Here is a 19267-nt window from a genome sequence, read left to right as displayed (position 1 = left end):
TCAACCTGGAACCTCACGTGAAATATAAACTGTGCGGTGTCCTCCTGCTCGCAGCCAGCACGGCTGCTTCTGCACAATCGAGCGTGACGCTGTATGGCCGTGTCGATGGCGGTGTCGAATACCTGAATCACATTGCCAACGGCACGGGTGGCAGTTCGAGCCGTTGGAGCGCGGAAGGCGGCGACTGGGGTACCAGCATGCTGGGCTTCAAGGGTACCGAAGATCTCGGCGGCGGCATGTCCGCACTGTTTGACCTCGAAACCGCGCTGCAGATCATGAACGGCACGACGGGCGGCGGCAGGCTCTTCTCGCGCCGCGCGTATGTAGGCCTGAAGAACGAGACGTGGGGCCAGTTGCAGGCCGGGCGCAATCTTTTCATCGACAGCGACGGCGTCTGGGAATTCGATCCGTTCGTGCAGCAGGCCGTGTCGTCGGCTTCGCTCGTGCGCGGACGCAACTGGCAGCAGACCAGCAACAACGTCGAGTACCACAGCCCGGTCTTTCATGGCTTTGACGTTCAGGGCCAATATGCCTTTGGCAATCAGGCGAGCGGATTCAACACCGGCGCCGAAGGCGAGTTCGGCCGCTCGGACGGCATCATGCTCACCTACCATTCGCCGCTCTTCGACGTGCGCGGCATCTACGACGAGCTACGCGATTCGAGCGGCCGCTTATCCAACATCTTCACGGCCTCGCGCGAGTATTTCGTCGGTGCGAACGTGCGCGTGCAGAAGTTCAAGATCCAGGCGGCCTACACGCACTATGCGGCGCCCGATTCGCCCGCAGGCGTGGCCGACAGCGCCGACCACTACTGGCTGGGCGCCACGTATGAGGCCACACCGCGCTGGGCCGTGACCGCGGCGGGCTTTTATATCCGGGTAGGCGAGGGCGCGGGAGATGCTTCGCACGACCCTGGCAGCCATGCCTTGCTCTATGCACTCGGGACCACCTATAACCTGGACGCGCGTACATTCCTCTATGGGACCGTCGCGTATGTGAACAACAGCAGGAACGGTACGTTCTCAGTGTTCGCGACGCCGCGCGATTCGTCGTCGCCGACGAGCCCGGTAGCCGGCGAATCGCAAACCGGCGTGTACGTCGGAATGATGCACACGTTCTGATATGCTTTTTACCATGCTCCGGCGCGTGAATTCGGCGTCGGTACTGGCGGCAGGCGGCATCCACTCAAGAGGGTTGAGATCATCATGACCAGTCAGTCGAATTCGCGGGGCGTGATCGGCGTCATCACATTGCTCTTCACGGTGCTGACCGCACTCTATCTGCTGATCGGCGGCGCATGGCTGCTCGCGGTCGGCGGCTCCGCCTACTATCTCATCACAGGCATCGTGCTGTTGGGCGTGGCCTGGCTGCTTTGGCGGCGCAGTACCGCCGCGCTCGTGCTTTATGCGCTCGTGCTGATCGGCACGGCGATCTGGGCTCTGCTGGAGTCGGGTCCCGACTTCTGGGCGCTCGCGCCGCGCTCCGGTGTGCTAGTCATCTTCGGCGTGTGGTTGCTGCTGCTCATGAGCTGGCGGCTGGAAGGCGAGCGCAAGCTAGGCGTCGCGTCGCTCGTCATCGCGCTCGTGGCATGGGCGGGCGTGCTCGTGTACGCAAGCTTCAACGATCCGCAGCAGGTCAACGGCACACTGAGCGCTGCCGCGCCCGCGGGCGGCGCCAGCACCGGGATCGACGCCGCCGACTGGCCCGCCTATGGGCGCACCCAGGAAGGCACGCGCTACTCGCCATTGCAGCAGATCACGCCTGAGAATGTGAAGGATCTCCAGGTGGCCTGGACCTTCCGCACGGGCGACATGAAAGGGCCCAACGATCCTGTCGAGATCACCAATGAAGTCACGCCGATCAAGATCGGCGATCTGCTTTACCTATGCTCGCCGCATCAGATTCTGTTCGCGCTCGACGCGAAGACGGGCACGCTCAAGTGGAAGTTCGATCCGAGACTGAAGTCCGATCCGTCGTTCCAGCACGTGACTTGCCGCGGCGTGTCGTATGTCGATCTGTCGGCCAGCGCCACGGCGGGCGCACCCGCGGCGGCGCCGGCGAGCGACGCCACCGCCACTGCTGCCGCGCCGATGAGCGATGCCGCCGCAGCCGCTGCTGCGCCAGCGAGCGATACTGCCGCAGCCGCTACGGTCACCGCGAGCGACACCACCGCTGCCGCTGCCGCTGCCGCACCCGCACCCGCACCCGCACCCGCGCCCGCGCCAGCGAGCGATGCCACGGCCGCCTGTACACGCCGCATCTACCTGCCGGTCAACGACGGCCACCTTTACGCGCTCGACGCGCTGACAGGCCAACGTTGCGAGGGCTTCGGCAACCACGGCGACCTCGACCTTCAACACGCCCAGCCGGTCACGACAGCGGGCATGTACGAGCCCACTTCGCCGTCGATCATCACCAGCAAGGTGATCGTCGTGGCGGGCGCGGTCGAGGACAACTTCTCGAACCGCGAGCCGTCGGGCGTCATCCGCGGCTTCGATGTGCGCACGGGCGAATTACTCTGGGCGTTCGATCCGGGCGCGAAGGACCCGAATCACATTCCGGGCCCGGGCGAGCATTACACGTGGAATTCGCCCAACTCGTGGGCGCCCTCCGCCTATGACGCGAAGCTCGACATCGTCTATCTGCCGATGGGTGTCACGACACCGGATATCTGGGGCGGCAACCGCACGCCCGAGCAGGAGCATTACGCCAGCGGCCTGCTCGCGCTTCACGCCTCGACCGGCAAGCTCGCCTGGTTCTACCAGACCGCGCACCACGATCTGTGGGACATGGACCAGCCGTCGCAGCCCACGCTCGCCGACATCACCGGCAAGGATGGCCAGACCGTGCCGGTCGTGTACGCGCCGGCCAAGACCGGCAACCTGTTCGTGCTCGACCGCCGCACGGGTGTACCCGTCGTGCCGGCGCCCGAAACGCCCGTGCCGCAAGGCGCTGCCCCCGGCGACCACGTTGAGCCGACACAGCCGTTCTCGCAGCTCACGTATCGCCCGTCGAAGAACCTGACCGACGCCGACATGTGGGGCGCCACGATGTACGACCAGCTCGTATGCCGTGTGATGTTCCACAAGCTGCGGTATGAAGGCACGTTCACGCCGCCTTCGCTGCAGGGCACGCTGGTGTTCCCGGGCAACCTGGGCATGTTCGAGTGGGGCGGCATTGCCGTCGACACCGACCGCCAGTTCGCCGTCGCGAACCCAATCGCGCTGCCGTTCGTCTCGCGTCTGATTCCGCGCGGTCCCGGCAACCCGCTGGAGCCGGTGCCCGGCGCCAAGGGTAGCGGCACGGAGTCAGGCATCCAGCCGCAATACGGGGTGCCGTACGGCGTGGTGATCAACCCGTTCCTGTCGCCGTTCGGCTTGCCATGCAAGCAGCCGGCATGGGGCTACATCTCCGCGATCGATCTCAAGACCAATGAGATCGTGTGGAAGAAGCGCATTGGCACCGTGCGCGACAGTTCGCCGATTCCGTTGCCGTTCAGGATGGGCATGCCGATGCTGGGCGGTCCGATCGTCACCGCGGGCGGCGTCGCGTTTATCGGCGCGACGGCGGACAACTACATCCGCGGGTTCGACGTGAACAACGGCAAACAGGTCTGGGAGGCCCGCTTGCCCGCGGGCGGCCAGGCCACGCCGATGAGTTATTCGATCAACGGCCGTCAATACGTCGTGATCGCGGCGGGCGGGCATGGCTCGTTCGGCACGAAGCTCGGCGACTATGTGATTGCCTACGCGTTGCCGCAGCAGTAAGCGGCATGCGCCGCCGGGTTGTTTCAGTGCGGCGCACTGGAAGGATCTGGCCTGATGCAGCGGCATGCCGCGCGCGCGAGAAGCGCGCCGCGCATGCCGTTTTTTTGTGGTCCGGCTTCTGGCGTCACGCCAGAGGTGATCCAATAAATGGGACGACGGTGCAAGCGATAGCCGGGGAGGCGGGAAGCGTAGACAATAATTTCTAAAGGGAATTCGCAGCCTTACAGCAACCATCTTGCATGGGATTGGAGTCAGTGCTTCGCATGGGACCCGAGTAACGCGCCATGGGCCAGAGTAAGCGCTAAAGCGCCAACTCTGGTCGACGGGCCAACTCTGGTCGACAGCTAAGCCACTCGCTCCGGTCGACAGTGGAGTCCACCGTGGATCTCACCGGATATGAGTTGGAGCCGCTGCATGACGACGGCGACTTCTCCCTGTATCGCGCCCGGAGACCCCGCCATCCCGTCTCGGTGCTCGCGCTGGTCGCCACCCGCACGGCCTCGCAGAGCATTACACGGCTCGAGCACGAATACGGATTAGCCTCGTTGCTCGATTCCAGCTGGGCGGCTCAGCCGCTCGCGCTCTACCGCCGCAGAGAGCCGCCCATGCTCGTTCTCGACGACGACGGCGGCGAGCCCCTGCACCGCTCACTCGGCCGGCCGCTGGAGCTCACGCGTTTTTTGCGCATCGCCGTCAATCTGGCGAGGGTAGTCGGCCATGTTCATCGATGTGGTCTCGTTCACAAAGACATCAAGCCGGCGAACGTGCTCGTCGACGGGAACGGCAACGTACGGCTCACCGGCTTCGGCATTGCCTCGCAACTGCCGCACGAACATCAGCCGCCCGCGCCGCCGGAGATCGTGGCCGGGACCTTCGCGTATATGGCGCCCGAGCAGACGGGCCGCATGAACCGCTCGATCGATACGCGCAGCGATCTCTACTCGCTTGGCGTCACGCTGTACGAGATGCTGACCGGGTCGCTGCCGTTCACCGCATCGGACGCGATGGAATGGATTCATTGCCACATTGCGCGCAGGCCGGCACCGCCAGGCGAGCGTGTCGACGGTATTCCGAAGGCGCTCGAGGGCATCGTGCTGAAGCTCCTCGCCAAGGCCGCCGAGGACCGTTATCAGACCGCGGCGGGTGTCGAAGCCGACCTTCGGTCGTGCCTCGTGGCATGGGAGGCGCACCACCGCATCGACCCGTTCCCGCTGGGTGCGCACGACGCGTCCGACCGGTTGCTGGTCCCCGAAAAACTGTACGGACGCGAGGCACAAATCGGCGCGCTCGTGACAGCATTCGATCGTGTCGTGAGTAGCGGAGCGGTCGAACTGGTGCTTATCTCGGGCTATCCGGGCATTGGCAAGTCGTCGGTCGTCAACGAGTTGCACAGGGTGCTGGTGCCGCCACGCGGCCTGTTCGCGTCCGGTAAGTTCGACCAGTACAAACGTGACATCCCTTATGTGCCATTTGCACAAGCCTTCCAGACGCTCGTACGCAACCTGCTGAGCCAGAGCGACGCAGAGGTCGAGCCGTGGCGGCACGCGCTGATGGAGGCGCTCGGGCCCAACGGTCAGCTGATCGTGAATCTGATCCCCGAGCTTGCGCTCATCATCGGGGAGCAGCCACCCGCGCCGGTTCTGCCGCCGCAGGATGCGCAAAACCGTTTCCAGATGGTATTTCGACGTTTTCTCGGCGTGTTTGCGCGACCTGAGCATCCGCTCGCGCTGTTTATCGACGATCTGCAATGGGTCGACACGGCGACACTCGACCTGCTTGCACACCTCGTCACGCATCCGGACGTGAAGCATGTTCTGCTGGTCGGCGCCTACCGGGACAACGAGGTGGATGCGTCGCACCCGTTTGCGCGCACGCTCGAGTCGATCAGCCACGCCGAAGGGAAGGTGCAGCAGATAGAACTCGCGCCGCTCACACCGGACAGCGTCACGCAACTCGTGGCCGATTCGCTTCACTGCGACAGCGCGACGGCCGGGCCGCTCGCGCAACTGGTGCACGAGAAGACGGGCGGCAATCCGTTCTTCGCGATCCAGTTTCTAACGGCGCTCGACGATGAAGATCTGCTCACATTCGATCAACGCGCCACGGTCTGGTGCTGGGATCTGCCGCGCATTCGTGCGAAGGGCTTTACCGAGAACGTCGCCGATCTGATGGCGGCGAAGCTGAGCCGCTTGTCTCCGCTGACGCGCGACGCGTTGGGGCAACTGGCGTGTCTCGGCAACATCGCTGAAGTCATCGCGCTGACGTGGGTTCAGGGCGGATCAGAAGAGACAATGCACGCGAACCTGTGGGAAGCCGTGCGGACGGGCCTCGTTTTTCGCGTGGCCAACGCCTATGAATTTGCACACGACCGCGTGCAGGAGGCCGCTTATGCGCTGATCCCCGCCGACGAGCGGGCCGCCGCGCATTTGCGGATTGGCCGGGCGCTGGTGTCGCGGACCGCGCCAGAAGCGCTTGAGGATGCCATCTTCGATATCGTCAACCATCTCAATCGCGGCGCGGCGCTGATCCTGGCGGGGTCGGAGCGCGAGCAGGTCGTTGCGTTGAACCTCATCGCGGGCAGGCGCGCGATGAATTCGACCGCCTACGCGGCCGCTCGCAGCTATCTGGCGGAAGGCGTGGCGCTGCTGTCGCCCGACGCGTGGACGCAGCGCTACGACAGCACGTTCGAGCTCTATCTCGCGTTTTCGGAGTGCGAATATCTGGCCGGCGATTTTGCGGAAGCCGACGCGCTGGTCGACATGATGCTCGCGAGAGCACGCTCCAATCTCGATCGTGCGAAGGTCTTCAGCCTGCGGATCGAGTTGTATCAGCTCGCCGGAAGATATGACGAGAGCTTCGTAGTCGCGCTCGTTGCGCTGCGCGATTTCGGCATCCTCTTTCCTGAGACCGATCAGGACATTCAGGCGGCCCTCGACGACGGATTGCGGGACATTCGCGTCAATCTGGCTGGGCGTTGCGTCGACGAACTGGTCGAGGTACCGGTAGCGACGGATCCTGCGATCCGTGCGATCGTCAACCTTCTCCTTCAGGCGATGAACTGCGCATTTGCCGCGCGGCCCGCGTTTTACCCGCTCATCACCCTCAAGGCGGTCAACCTTTCCTTGCAGCACGGCAATACCGACAACTCCAGTTTTGCTTACGGCAATTACGCGCTGATGCTGGTGTCCCTGATAGGCGATATCCCCACCGCGGTGCAGTTTTCAGAGATGTCGCTCAAGCTGAACGAGAAATTCGGCAATCGTCGCCTCAATGGAAAGCTGCTTCACCTGTACGGTGCCCATGTCAATTTCTGGCGCTGCCACATTGCAGCTAATCTGCCGGTTCTCGAACGGGCGACCGCAGCGTGCCTGGAAGTGGGCGACCTCGTTTTTGCGGGCAACGTCGCATTCAATGCGGTTTGGCAGACGATCGAGAAAGGGACCGCCCTGGAGGACGTGCAGACGCTCTCGGAAAAGTACGCGGCGCTCGCGCGGGAGAGCCACAACGACGCGGTTTATGAGTTGATCCGGGTCGAGCGGCAATTTGTCGTCAGTCTCCGCGGCAAGACGACTGAACCGTTGAAACTGAACGACGAGACGTTCGACGAAGCAGCCTGCTTCGAGGCCATCATCAAATCGAATTTCGGCTGCGCGATCGGCGTCTATCGCATCATCAAGGTCATGCTTGCCTTTCTCGATGGCCGGTATGCCGAGGCGTTGGAGGCTGCGGACCGGGCGGAGGCGGTCCTCAGTTCTGTCATGGCGCTGGCGATCGAACCGACCTATCACTTCTTTCATGTGCTCGCCTTGACGGCGCTTTATCCGCAGGCATCCGAGCAACAGCAGCAAGTCTATGGGCGCATTCTTGCAGCGAAACTGAAGAAGTTCGAAATGTGGGCGGAGCACTGCCCGGAGAACTATCAGAACCGCTACGCGCTTGTCTGCGCCGAACTCGCGCGTCTGGAGGGCCGCGATCTCGACGCCATGCGCCTTTACGAAGAGGCGGTCCACGCCGCGCATGAAAATGGCTTTCTACATCACGAAGGCATCGCCAACGAACTTGCCGGGCGCTTCTATCTAAGCAGCGGTCTCAGGACGAGCGCCGACGCGTATTTGCGCAACGCGCGTCATTGCTTCGCCTGTTGGGGCGCGGACGGCAAAGTCGCGCAACTCGACGGTCAATTCCCCCGCCTCGCCAATCAGGATGGCAGCAATGCTACGTCGACACTTAGCTTCGATTGGCGGCAGTTCGACGCCGCGACGCTGCTCAAGGCGTCGCAAGCCCTTTCCAGCGAGATCGAGCTGACCGGCCTGATCGAGCGCCTGATGACGATCGCGCTGCAGACCGCAGGCGCCGATCGCGGCCTGTTGGTTGTTCTGCAACAGCCGGACGGCTACCGGATCCAGGCAGAGGCGCGCATCAATGGAAACGGGATCGAGTTGAGCCGGGAGCCGCTTGCCAATTCTGCCGTCCCTGCCGCCATTCTGCGTTACGTGATCCACACGCAAAAGAGCGTCATCATCGACGATGCGTTGATACCCAATATGTTCTCCCAGGACAGCTACCTGGCAAGCGGCGCGACTCGGTCCGTGTTCTGCCTGCCTCTGGTCAGACAGGGCAAACTCGGCGGCCTGCTGTATCTCGAGAACACGGCCACTTCGCATGTTTTTACGGCGCGCCGCTCCTCGCTGCTCGATTTACTGGCGTCACAGGCGGCCATTTCGCTCGAGAACACCCGTCTCTATGCCGATCTCCAGGAGCGCGAGGCAAAGGTTCGGCGTCTGGTGGACTCCAACATCATCGGGATCCACATTTGGGACTTTGAAGGCAACGTCGTCGAAGCCAACGACGCTTTTCTGCGCATTGTGGGTTACAGCCGGGAAGATCTGCTCTCAGGGCATATCCGGTGGCCCGATCTGACTCCGCCTGAGTGGCGCGACCTCGACGAACTGGTGAGGGCCGAATTGACGGCGACCGGCAGCGCCAAACCGTTCGAGAAAGAATACTTCCGCAAGGATGGCAGCCGGGTGCCCGTGCTGGTCGGTGCGGCGGCGTTCGGTGATCGCGAAGGGCAGGGCGTCGCTTTCATACTCGACTTGACCGATCAGAAGCGGGCGCAACAGGACGTGCGCGACAGCGAACGGCGATATCTCGGACTCCAGATGGAACTCGCTCATTCAAACCGTGTGGCGACGATGGGCCAGTTATCGGCATCGATTGCCCACGAAGTGAAGCAGCCCATCACCGCAACGGTTGCCTACGCCGGGGCGGCCTTGCGCTGGCTGGCGGCGCGCCCGCCCAATCTCGACGAAGTACGTCAGGCGCTCAACCGGATTGTCGCGGATGGCGGCCGCGCCAATAACATCGTCGACCGCACCCGCGCTTTCTTTAAAAAGGAGCCGCAGCGAAAGGACGGCCTCGACGTCAACGAAGCGATTCTCGAGTTGATCGCGTTCATGCGAGGTGAAGCCAGCAAGCACGGCGTCGAACTCGCCGTCCAACTCGTTGATGGATTGCCGCAGATTCAGGGCGATCGGGTGCAACTGCAGCAGGTGATGCTCAATCTGATGATCAACGCACTTGAAGCGATGAGTGCAACGGACGTCGGCGAGCGGACACTTTTGATCCGAACCAGCAAGTCCGGTGCCAACGAACTCTGCATTAGCGTGGAGGATTCTGGACCAGGCCTGGACGCCGACCATCTGGAAGGCGTCTTCGAGGCATTTTTTACGACCAAACCCAACGGGCTGGGGATGGGACTGCCGATCTGCCGCTCGATTGTGGAAAGTCACGGCGGACGATTATGGGTGACGTCGAACTCTGCCAGAGGAGCCACTTTTCAGTTCACGTTGCCGGCGCAAGGCGACGTATCGCATCCGGGCAACGATTAGGCGATCGCGATATACGCTCACAAACGGACGGACCTTCGGCCGGGTTACTTCTGCAGTATCTCGCCAATCAGCGCGAGCAGTCGTGCGTCGTCCACTGGCTTTGAGAAGAAACCAGCGGCTCCGCCGGCTTCGGCTCGCTCGAGAAGCTCTTGCGTCGCGTAGGCAGTGATGAAAATGACAGGAACTGGCCGCTTCCATAGCTTGATCGATTCGAGCAGCGCAAAACCGTCCATGCCCGGCATGTGAATATCCGCGACAACGAGCTTCAGTTCCGAACGGCGCGTATCACCTAGAAGATGGTTGGCGGACTCATAGACAATGACCCTCCAGTTTGCCGAACGAAGCAAACTGGACGTTGCCATCCGGACGAATTCGTCGTCGTCCACTACCCCGATAACTGCAGGAGAGCGCTTTGTTCTCATCTCGAGTCCGCACGGCATCGAAAGGATCCAGAAAGGCTGAATCCTCTAGGCAAATTACAGTCCTACGGACGAGGCGACAATAAGACCTTAGAATGATTTTAGTGACAGTTCGTATTAGCCGGGATCCATCCCGGATGAAGATGGCGGCGAGAGTGCAGCGAATACAGAAATGGCTATCCGGCGCCTTAGTGGAGAGGCAGCACCTGCTGTAACTTTCTGACGACATCAGGCACTGAGCGCGCCTGCAGCTTGTGCATTGCTTGCGCGCGATGGATCTTGACCGTCACCTCGCTCAGACACAGGAGGTCGGCAATCTGCTTGTTCAATAGTCCGTCGGCGACCAGCCTGATGACTTCCCGCTCGCGCGCTGTCAGCGAATCGTATGTTTGACGGATGCCCGCAACGATCCTTTCCTGGCGCTTTAATTCGCTATCCCTTTTCAACGCTGCGGCGATCGTATCGATCAGATCCTGATCCTTGAACGGCTTTGTCATGAAATCGAATGCGCCCGCCTTCATTGCCTTGACGGACATTTCAATGTCACCGTGCCCGGTCAGAAATATGACCGGAAATCGAACACTTTCTTTAAAGGGCTCCTGCTGCAGGGTCAGGCCGCTCGTGCCTCGCAGACGAACGTCGAGAATGAGACAACTCGGCACGTCCGGCATGTCCGTGGCTAGAAAATCGTCGGCCGATTCGAACGCCCGCACGTGAATGCCGACCGACATGAGTAGAGAGGTTAGGGCGCCTCGAATGGACTCGTCGTCGTCGACCACATACACAAGCGAGTCCGGCGATGATTCACTTCCCGCCCCAACGTTGTCATGTTTCATCGCTCGATCTTCGAAAAGTTCGTTACGCTAAGCTGGCGCCGATACTTTTCGTATAGTAAGCAATGCTCGCGCTTATCGCTACCTGTTGCGCACGGTCTTTCCTGATGTCGTTGAGCGGCAACTTACACCGTAACGGGTAGCCTGAGCGGCGATAAAGCAAGACGCCGTTTCTTCTGACGAATCGAGCGATCGGGGCGACGGAAGTCGTATCCTTCGCATCCGAAGATTGACTCATACCTTCGGATACGCGAGTCCTGAAGACTCGATGTGCATGTAGTGGGCGAGATGGCATCAATGACGCCGAGCGTCCCTTCCGGCCACGTGCCCGAGATTGCGCGCCGTTGATTTACAGCAGGCAAACACGACTCAAATCTACTGTGCGCCGATACACGTTCTTGTTGAGCCACGGGACGAAGGTGTACTCGTCGTAGGCGTTGGTGCCGACAAAAATCCAGTTGTGCAATACGCGAGACATATCCACCTCCTCAAATAAGTGCGTCAATGCGCAACCGCGTTTCTGTCGAGGACGCTATTGCCGGCGCGACTGCTTCTCTCGCGACGACGCGACGCCGAATGCGATCACGCACGCAGCCTTGCTGAAGCATTCGATCGACGAGAACACTGCTATCGCGAAGGAATGGTTGAATTCCATCGGTAGCGCGGGTGCGATGGCCAGCACGCTCGCACCGCAGAGAAAAGCAAACGTTTCGCGAGCAAAGCGTGCTTTGGCGACTGCAGCGAGACCTGTGCCGACCACCACGAGCTTCGACAGGAGCAGGGCAACCAACCCGGCGTGGGTGTCGGACACACCTAACTCTAGCGGCGCTTCAATCAACGACCACCCGCAGACGACAAGTACCAGTGTTTTGAATACGCGCTCGGAGAATGCATTCACCGTGTCGGCGTCGGTGTCGGTCTGAATCCAGCGCGGTTTTGACGGGAGCGCGTCGCCGTGCAGACTGATCACCGAATTTTCTGTTTCCGTTGAATTCACGACTCGCCCTCCTGGCCGGTGGCGCGCGAGACGGTCGCACTCGCCATGAGATCAAGGTACACGGCCCAGCCGCTGAAAGACATTGTACGAACGGGTGGCATGGCCTCTGAAAAAGCGTGTGGAACTCATACGGCCGTATATCCAATGGGAGCGAAATCCGGGCTCGAGAATGTCGATACGAGTAGACCGCCCGCGCCATGCAGCCGCGGACGCATCCGGGCGAGTTGCTTCGGCTATGCCTTGGTATGAACGGTCGATGCACCTCGCGCGTCAGGAAAGTATCTGCATGCAGCTATCGACGACCAGGGCGACCTTGGTTACACGGTGTAAAAAGTGAATTGAGGCTGGCCCGGTTCGTGACATCACGGTTCGGTTCTATGATCCTTTCGACGGACGGCGCCCGGCGGCGTATCACCGCGTTCTTCAAGATCGGCGCAACGGATCCGCGCAACAGAGAAATTTAATGGAATCAGCTATGAAACTCATATTTGTAGGCGACCCAATGTGCTCCTGGTGTTATGGCTTCCACAAGGAGATGACAACCATCGTAGGGGCGATGCCCGACCTTGAAGTACAGGTTGTGCTCGGTGGGCTGGCCGCAGGTTCCACGCAAGTTCTGGACGACGCGGGCAAGCAGTTTCGCCTGACGCACTGGGCCCGCGTCGAGCAATCGAGCGGCGCGCAGTTCAATCGCGAAGGGTTGCTTGCGAGGAAGAACTTTGTCTATGACACTGAGCCGGTCTGCCGCGCCGTGGTAACGGCCCGTCTGATCAAGCCCGCGGCCAATCTGTTGACGGTCTTCGGCGCGTTCCAGCGGGCGTTCTATGTCGATGGACTGGATACCACGGACGGTAAAGTTCTGGCGGCGATCGGCGCGTCGGCGTTGAAAACTGCAGGGTTTAACGTCGACGCCGATGCGTTCCTCACCGTTTGGTCCTCGGACGAAGCGATACAGGCAACTCGTGCAGATTTCGCGCTGACCCGCCGCCTGCGCGTGTCGGGCTTCCCATCGCTGTTTGTTGAGCTGAACGGAAAGATTGGGCAGATCAGTTCGGGCTACGCTACGGCGGCCAGCGTTCAACAGACGCTCATGCGCATCGCCGCATGAGCGAATCAACAACTGGGCGCAGACCATAGGCACGTCGCGCAAGAACGCGGTTATACCGATCGCCGGGCTTAGACGCGCGGAGCACGCGCAGACACGGAAGCAATCGGGCTCATGCGAGAAGTGTTGCCGCGGAAAAAGCCCTTTTCCTGAGCGTGCGTTCTATCCACACCTCAATCGCCATATCATGGCTCTGGAGCAAAATACACGGACGCACGGACCGATAGATTGACGAGCCGCCGCTGGGAGCATTGCCAGGGATCGAGAGACGCAGCGGCAACCGTCCCTGGGCGCTTGAGTCATTGCACGTCTGTTCGGTGCGCTTAATGTGTTGTTACTGGCGTGCGTCCCGTTCAGTGAGAGTGAAACGTTACGTTTCGATTCATAAGGAGCGCGGCCATGCTGGTTAGCCGAGTCGACCCGTGGGCTCAGACGATACGACTGTTGTCATCGGGATTACGGTGCCCCAATGCGGGCGCTGATGCGACGCCCGTGCCAGAACGCAGCACGTCCTATGGCTTCGAGGCGATGCCAGGTACTAGTCGCTTGCCTCACCTGAGGGTGAGTCTGATTGAGCGGACCACCTCGCTCACCGTGACAATTGCGTGGCGGGATCCGACGAGTTGCTTTTACGGCGCCCAGGTCTGGCGAGCGGCGAACGCCAAGGTATCAGGGATATGCGTATTGAGCGGGCAACGGATCAGGCGCGGGGACCGCATATTTCATCCGCAGCGCTCGAAACCTGCACCGGTCAATGCCCGCGCGATGATCCTCGAATCGGCCCTCAATGCGATCGAGCCGTTGCAGGCAAACCAGGTCTAGATGTTTTCCTTTCCGCCACCCGATTTCCTGCTTCTATTCTCGTCCTCGCGAACTGCCACGACGCCTCGCTAGCACATCATGCGGTGCGATAGCGGCGTCCTGAGGCCACGAAAAAGTTGCCGAAAGAGCATTCGGGCTGGATAGGTGCGCGCATCCGAACGTATTAGTTGAGCACGCGAGCGCACGATGCGTTACACCATATCGGACGATGGCGCCACGCGGCGTTCGCGCTTACCCTTCATTCGTTTCCCGGCTGTTTGGATTGTGTCGCCAGTGACGATTCACGGCACCTGAATACTCTGCTCCAGATCTCTACGTTGACCAGTGAGGTGCGAGATGGACCAGCTTTACATGTTGCGTGCATTCGTTGCTGCCGCACGGTATCAAAGCTTTAGCAAGGCTGCAGAATCGCTGAATGTGACCACCGGGTCGGTATCGAAAGCGATCGCCAAGCTCGAAGGGTGCATCCAGACGAGGGTCTTGCTTAGAACAACAAGGTCCGTTTCTTTGACTGAGGCGGCACAGCCCTACTATCTCAGTTGCTGCCGTTTGCTCGAGGAACTCGACGAAGCGAATCGCCGCATTACGCGCTCGCGTGAAGTCGACAGCGGAAAGCTGCGGCTGATCGTGCATCCGATGCTGATGAGCGGAACCTTTTCGCGCCTGGTGCGAGGCTATCACGCCATTGCTCCCAATGTGAATCTGATTGTTTCCGTTCAGGAGGGGGCCGCAAACCTGTATGACGGCCGATTCGACATGGCAATTCTTCCGCCGCATCTGGTCGAGCAGTCTGCCGTGATTCGCCGCACATTGTCGAGGTCACAGCGCATCTTCGTTGCGGCGCCCGCTTATCTTGAGCAGTACGGTATTCCTAAGGCCGCCGCCGAATTGGCCCATCACTTTCTCCTGGTGGACACGGATTCACGAAAGAAAGGCGTGGACGTGGTCGAACTACTGGAGAGCGAAACACGGGTGAGCGTGTCTCCCATGTCGTCGATGGACGGGAACGAGATATTGCTTAGGGCGGCGGCACTCATGGGGACGGGCATTGCCGCATTGCCCGAAACCATGGTGCGTGAGGATATCGAGGCCGCGCGCCTTACGCATATCTTGCCGCTGTGCACGACATTCGACAGCAAGGTTGAGATCTGTCTCTTCTACTCGCACCGGGAACTGCTCCCGGCCAGGCTCAGGACATTCGTCGATTATTGCACCCAGTTTTTCAGATCGTCAGCTCGGTATGACATGAAGGATGCAGAGACGGTTCTGCCGTTGAAGGACTATCGGGAAGATTACAGTTGGCGGCCCGTTGAGGCGCGGTATGCGCGGCCTTCGCCGTTCGAACAGGTGGGACGGTGACCCGGGCATCGTCGCAATGAAGACCCTCGACATGCAAGTCTGCGCCATCATCTGCGCGGGTCGAAGTCGAGTTCGAATTCGAGTCTGATGCCGCCGGGTTCATACACCGTTGTGTGCCGCTTTGGTCCTTCATCCAGGTTGTCGGCGAACGTCCTCATTTCAAGCCTCGCTACTTGCGATATACGTCAGCCGGCAGACCGCCCCTTTGGTAAGTCATCGGATACTACAATCCGATCAGGCCGCACGACATAGAGTCGAATACCAGATCAGGAAGGCAATCCGTCGAGATTGAGAACGTATGAGTCACCCTTGAATCACCGAAATACGAGGAGCCTGACATGAGCAATGCACAGACATCCAACGAAGCCAACACGGCTGCCGGTACGGTGCAGACGGTCGACATGAAGCTCGAGATCGTTGTCATCCCAGTCTCCGACGTCGATCGCGCCAAGCAGTTTTACGCCAGGTTAGGTTGGAGGCTCGACGTCGATATCGCGAAGGATGAGCAGTTTCGGGTTGTCCATTTCACGCCCCCCGGCTCGCAATGCTCGGTCCTCTTCGGCAAGGGCGTCACGACGGAAGAACCGGGCTCGGTGCAGGGACTCCATCTCATTGTGTCCGATATAAACAGGGCGCACGCAGAGCTTGTCGAGCGGGGCATCGACGTGAGCGAAGTCTTCCATGACGCTGGCGGCCTTTTCCACCATGCGGGTGAGGAAGGACGCGTGAGCGGCCCGCAACCGGAGCGGCGCAGCTATGGTTCGTTCGCCTCGTTCAGCGATCCTGACGGAAATGGCTGGGTCTTTCAGGAAGTGACCACTCGGCTCCCTGGAAGGGTGGACGCGCGGATCACGACATTCGCTTCGGCAATAGAACTCGCAGGGGCGCTGCGCCGCGCCGCGGCCGCGCACGGCGAGCATGAGAAACTCTCCGGACAGCATGACGAAAACTGGCCGGACTGGTATGCCGACTATATCGTCGCTGAGCAGGCCGGCACGCAATTGCCGACATGAGCCTGGCGGCTGATAGCTCGGCCAGCCGCGAAGCGCGTGAATTACTTGTCCGGTTGATTGACTTTGCCGGTGTACCGGTCGAGATGAATTTCCACGTCAGGCTTTTTCTGCAACCCGAGTTCCATCAGCCTCCTGATATCCTGCTGCGCCGCTGGACGTTGTACGGAGGTAATGAAAGCATCCCACTGTGGCCCAACCTCGCTATCGGGAGGGAGCGTGGCGATGTTGACGAAGTGCTTGATCTCCCCAATGGTTTGCTTGTCGAAGGATGCAATGCGGCGAGCCAGGGTATCGACAAACTTATCCAATTCGGCATCCGGAAGTGAGCGGTTGACATAGCCATATCGTTCGGCAAGCTCGCCGTTGATATCGTTGCCGCTCAACAGGATTTCCAGCGCGCGGCCTCGCCCCATCAGACGGGGAAGACGGGACATCGGTCCGCCGCCGGGCACGAATCCGGCGCCCACTTCGAATTGGGACAGTACGGCTTTTTCACGGCTGGCGAAGCGCATGTCAGATGCAAGGGACAACTCACTGCCAACGCCAGTAGCGCGGCCCCGGATCGACACGATCGACACCACGGAAGAGCGGCTCAGGCGAGTCAGCATGTCGGGTAGTGGCGGCATGCCTGTCGGACCCGGCGGCATGCGCGTCGTGACTTCGAGGGGCGGCACAAAGTCATAGTGAGTCAGGAAAAAACCGGGCACCGCGCTGTCGAACACCACCACCTTCAGTGCGGGATCGTTCTCTATCTGGGTGATCACGCTGTTCAACTGCGGTATGGATTCCGGACCAAAGATATTGAATGGCGGATGGTCGATGGTGACGCGCCAGTATGCCGGCGTCACGCGCCTGATCTTGAACTCCTGCTTCGCGCCGGCTTCCGGTGGCGCGCTTTGATTCGCGGCGGCGCTCGCCTGGTCGTTCTGTGCTATCGCGCTGCCGTTGTAAAACAGAGGGCCTGCCACCAGTGCCACGACCAAGTGGGTCAGTTTCATGTTTGCTTCCTTTTTGATGCTGAAGAAATTCCCGAAAGAAAGAACGCGCGGGACATCCGGTCCACACGAATTAGTGTAGGCACCCACTCGGCAGATACCAATGAGCATGACTGCATCGGTCAATCAAGAATCAGGACACCCTATTGAGCGGTGTGAAGCAATGCCGGGTTACTTAACCGGCACTGTCATCGTTGCATAACATCTCGCCACAGTCTTTCGCGCATCGTGCACACAGTGGCGGCGAGAAAGGTCGAGGGCAACGGATTTGTTCGCGATCGACACAACTGTTGTTCTAACCTGGTCGTTTACCCGGAGGGCTTACTTCCACACAATCGCTGCAACTGCTGCGAACTGCGGTTTGCGGCCGGTCGAAGCGATAGCGATGTGAGGCTTGCCAACTGGCTGCCTCTATAGACGGCTCAATTGGACAATCGTGAACGTGTCTGCCCAGGATATTGAATTGCCGCCACGCTCATCGCTCCACCTCATCTGATTCATTGCCACCAGGAGCTTGTATGGCTGACGATATCCTTCCCCAAACCCCATCGCGCCGTCGTTTTATCGGCGTGGCAGCGGCGGCCGTTGTTGCGGGCTCCTTGAGTCGACTCGCTTTCGCGGAAACGACTCAAACCATTACTGAAGTCGCGAAGTCGAGCGGCGGTGACAAGACCGCTATTCGTCCACTCCGCGTGCACGCGCCGGAATCGCAACTCATCGATTTGAAGAGGCGTATCAAGGCGACCAGGTGGCCAGAGCGGGAGACCGTGACTGATGCGTCACAAGGCGTGCAGCTCGCGACAATGCAGAAGCTCGCGCGGTATTGGGCGACCGACTATGACTGGCGCAAAGTCGAAGCGAGGCTGAACGCTCTGCCGCAATTCGTCACCGAGATTGATGGGCTGGACATTCATTTCATCCACGTTCGTTCGAAAGACGCCAATGCGTTGCCGGTTATCGTCACGCACGGGTGGCCCGGTTCGATCATCGAGCAGTTGAAGATCATCGGTCCGCTGACCAACCCAACCGCTCATGGCGGGACGGCGTCAGACGCATTCGATGTGGTGATTCCGTCGCTCCCGGGTTACGGGTTCTCAGGCAAACCGACCTCGACCGGTTGGGACCCTGCCCGCATCGCACGCGCGTGGGTCGTGCTAATGAAGCGGCTCGGATACACACGATATGTGGCGCAAGGCGGCGATTGGGGAAATGCTGTCACGGAGCAGATGGCCCTCCTTGCGCCACCGGAACTGCTCGGCATTCACACCAACATGCCGGCCACCGTGCCGGACAACATCGCAGAGGCGCTCAAGTACGGCAACCCGCCACCGACCGACCTCTCAGCCGACGAGCGGCACGCGTACGATCAGCTCGACTTTTTCTATAAGCACGGTCTTGGCTACGCCCAGGAGATGACGAACCGCCCGCAGACGTTGTACGGGATTGAAGATTCGCCTGTCGGCCTCGCCGCGTGGATGCTCGACCACGACGCTGCCAGCCAGGCACTTATCGCACGCGTGTTTGACGGTCAGTCCGAGGGGCTGACGCGAGACGACGTTCTCGAGAACGTGACGCTCTATTGGCTCACGAACACGGGAATTTCTTCGGCACGGTTGTATTGGGAAAACAAGCTCAACTTCTTTGCTCCGAAGCATGTTGCCATTCCGGTTGCCGTCAGCGTCTTTCCCGATGAGATCTACGCTGCCCCGCAAAGCTGGACAGCGAAGGCGTATCCCAAGCTGATTCACTATAACCGCCTTCCCAAAGGCGGACATTTTGCGGCTTGGGAGCAGCCGCAAGTTTTCTCGGAAGAGATTCGTGTGAGCTTCCGGTCGCTGCGTTGAGCGCAAAGATGCGGGCGACGTCGTCCCGGCCGTTGTTGAAAGGGCTGACGGGTCCTAAAAACGCTCGCTCGCTGACCTCTTATTGACTGGGAATCGACGACGGGAAGACGCGCGCCACACACACATCTTGTCGCACGCAACGGAACGCCGGTTCAATGAAGACCGTCCTGTCTGGCATACGTTGACTCCCATCCTCCGCCGAGCACCTTGCACAGCGCGATA

The 19267-nt window shown here is 60.5% G+C and carries 13 protein-coding genes and 1 pseudogene; 8 read left to right on the top strand and 6 right to left on the bottom strand.

The genetic code is table 11. From position 1 onward, the window contains the following. The first annotated feature begins 17 nt into the window (after positions 1-17). From PQR32_RS34780 to PQR32_RS34770, 3 genes are all read left to right on the top strand, one after another. Positions 18-1121 carry a porin gene (locus PQR32_RS34780; RefSeq protein ID WP_408238148.1) on the top strand — a complete coding sequence of 368 codons (1104 nt, stop codon included), beginning with the start codon at positions 18-20 and terminating at the stop codon, positions 1119-1121. An 84-nt stretch (positions 1122-1205) separates the two neighbouring features. Beyond that, on the top strand, positions 1206-3767 hold the full coding sequence (locus PQR32_RS34775) for a glucose/quinate/shikimate family membrane-bound PQQ-dependent dehydrogenase (RefSeq protein ID WP_408238145.1): 2562 nt from the start codon (positions 1206-1208) through the stop codon (positions 3765-3767). Positions 3768-4147: 380 nt separating this feature from the next. Next, positions 4148-9658 (top strand): trifunctional serine/threonine-protein kinase/ATP-binding protein/sensor histidine kinase, encoded by a 5511-nt coding sequence (locus tag PQR32_RS34770; protein WP_408238142.1) that lies wholly within the window; start codon positions 4148-4150, stop codon positions 9656-9658. Between the two features lie 44 nt (positions 9659-9702). On the opposite strand, the gene PQR32_RS34765 is transcribed toward PQR32_RS34770, so the two are convergent. The 4 genes from PQR32_RS34765 to PQR32_RS34750 form a co-directional block, all read right to left on the bottom strand. Beyond that, entirely contained in the window at positions 9703-10044 is a 342-nt protein-coding gene (locus tag PQR32_RS34765; RefSeq protein ID WP_408238140.1) for a response regulator, read from the bottom strand. Positions 10045-10265: 221 nt separating this feature from the next. Beyond that, complete coding sequence (locus PQR32_RS34760) at positions 10266-10913, bottom strand: response regulator transcription factor (RefSeq protein WP_408238137.1); 648 nt, start codon at positions 10911-10913, stop codon at positions 10266-10268. A 346-nt stretch (positions 10914-11259) separates the two neighbouring features. Next, positions 11260-11388 carry a hypothetical protein gene (locus PQR32_RS34755; protein WP_408238134.1) on the bottom strand — a complete coding sequence of 43 codons (129 nt, stop codon included), beginning with the start codon at positions 11386-11388 and terminating at the stop codon, positions 11260-11262. 54 nt (positions 11389-11442) lie between these two features. Then, positions 11443-11907, bottom strand: a complete 465-nt coding sequence (locus PQR32_RS34750; RefSeq protein WP_408238131.1) for a hypothetical protein — start codon at positions 11905-11907, stop codon at positions 11443-11445. Positions 11908-12382: 475 nt separating this feature from the next. Here PQR32_RS34750 and PQR32_RS34745 point away from each other — a divergent pair, with 475 nt between their 5' ends. From PQR32_RS34745 to PQR32_RS34735, 3 genes are all read left to right on the top strand, one after another. Further along, on the top strand, positions 12383-13015 hold the full coding sequence (locus PQR32_RS34745) for a DsbA family protein (protein ID WP_408238128.1): 633 nt from the start codon (positions 12383-12385) through the stop codon (positions 13013-13015). A 396-nt stretch (positions 13016-13411) separates the two neighbouring features. Beyond that, a complete protein-coding gene (locus tag PQR32_RS34740; RefSeq protein ID WP_408238125.1) occupies positions 13412-13834 on the top strand; it encodes a DUF3331 domain-containing protein in 423 nt (140 codons plus the stop codon). 336 nt (positions 13835-14170) lie between these two features. Beyond that, a complete protein-coding gene (locus PQR32_RS34735) occupies positions 14171-15193 on the top strand; it encodes a LysR family transcriptional regulator (protein WP_408238122.1) in 1023 nt (340 codons plus the stop codon). Positions 15194-15240: 47 nt separating this feature from the next. On the opposite strand, the pseudogene PQR32_RS34730 reads toward PQR32_RS34735, so the two are convergent. Continuing rightward, positions 15241-15333 (bottom strand): annotated as a pseudogene (locus PQR32_RS34730) (VOC family protein); the annotation flags it as partial. A gap of 198 nt (positions 15334-15531) precedes the next feature. Here PQR32_RS34730 and PQR32_RS34725 point away from each other — a divergent pair. After that, positions 15532-16206: a VOC family protein gene (locus PQR32_RS34725; protein WP_408238119.1), complete on the top strand. Its 675-nt coding sequence runs from the start codon at positions 15532-15534 to the stop codon at positions 16204-16206. Positions 16207-16247: 41 nt separating this feature from the next. Here PQR32_RS34725 and PQR32_RS34720 read toward each other — a convergent pair whose 3' ends face one another. Then, positions 16248-17204, bottom strand: a complete 957-nt coding sequence (locus tag PQR32_RS34720) for an enoyl-CoA hydratase/isomerase family protein (protein WP_408238116.1) — start codon at positions 17202-17204, stop codon at positions 16248-16250. A gap of 515 nt (positions 17205-17719) precedes the next feature. Here PQR32_RS34720 and PQR32_RS34715 point away from each other — a divergent pair. Beyond that, positions 17720-19045 carry an epoxide hydrolase family protein gene (locus PQR32_RS34715; RefSeq protein WP_408238281.1) on the top strand — a complete coding sequence of 442 codons (1326 nt, stop codon included), beginning with the start codon at positions 17720-17722 and terminating at the stop codon, positions 19043-19045. Positions 19046-19267: the final 222 nt, after the last annotated feature.

This window comes from Paraburkholderia dipogonis (genome assembly GCF_046027395.1).
Taxonomy (GTDB): Bacteria; Pseudomonadota; Gammaproteobacteria; order Burkholderiales; family Burkholderiaceae; genus Paraburkholderia; species Paraburkholderia dipogonis_A.
The sequence above is the reverse complement of the archived record's forward strand: the minus strand, read 5'-3'. Positions and strand labels throughout refer to the sequence as shown.

Bases quoted from the DNA above. Each gene is read 5' to 3' on its own strand.
- PQR32_RS34775 (WP_408238145.1), top strand. From the start codon at position 1,206: ATGACCAGTCAGTCGAATTCGCGGGGCGTGATCGGCGTCATCACATTG.
- PQR32_RS34760 (WP_408238137.1), bottom strand. From the start codon at position 10,913: ATGAAACATGACAACGTTGGGGCGGGAAGTGAATCATCGCCGGACTCG.
- PQR32_RS34755 (WP_408238134.1), bottom strand. From the start codon at position 11,388: ATGTCTCGCGTATTGCACAACTGGATTTTTGTCGGCACCAACGCCTAC.
- PQR32_RS34745 (WP_408238128.1), top strand. From the start codon at position 12,383: ATGAAACTCATATTTGTAGGCGACCCAATGTGCTCCTGGTGTTATGGC.
- PQR32_RS34740 (WP_408238125.1), top strand. From the start codon at position 13,412: ATGCTGGTTAGCCGAGTCGACCCGTGGGCTCAGACGATACGACTGTTG.
- PQR32_RS34735 (WP_408238122.1), top strand. From the start codon at position 14,171: ATGGACCAGCTTTACATGTTGCGTGCATTCGTTGCTGCCGCACGGTAT.
- PQR32_RS34725 (WP_408238119.1), top strand. From the start codon at position 15,532: ATGAGCAATGCACAGACATCCAACGAAGCCAACACGGCTGCCGGTACG.
- PQR32_RS34720 (WP_408238116.1), bottom strand. From the start codon at position 17,204: ATGAAACTGACCCACTTGGTCGTGGCACTGGTGGCAGGCCCTCTGTTT.
- PQR32_RS34715 (WP_408238281.1), top strand. From the start codon at position 17,720: ATGGCTGACGATATCCTTCCCCAAACCCCATCGCGCCGTCGTTTTATC.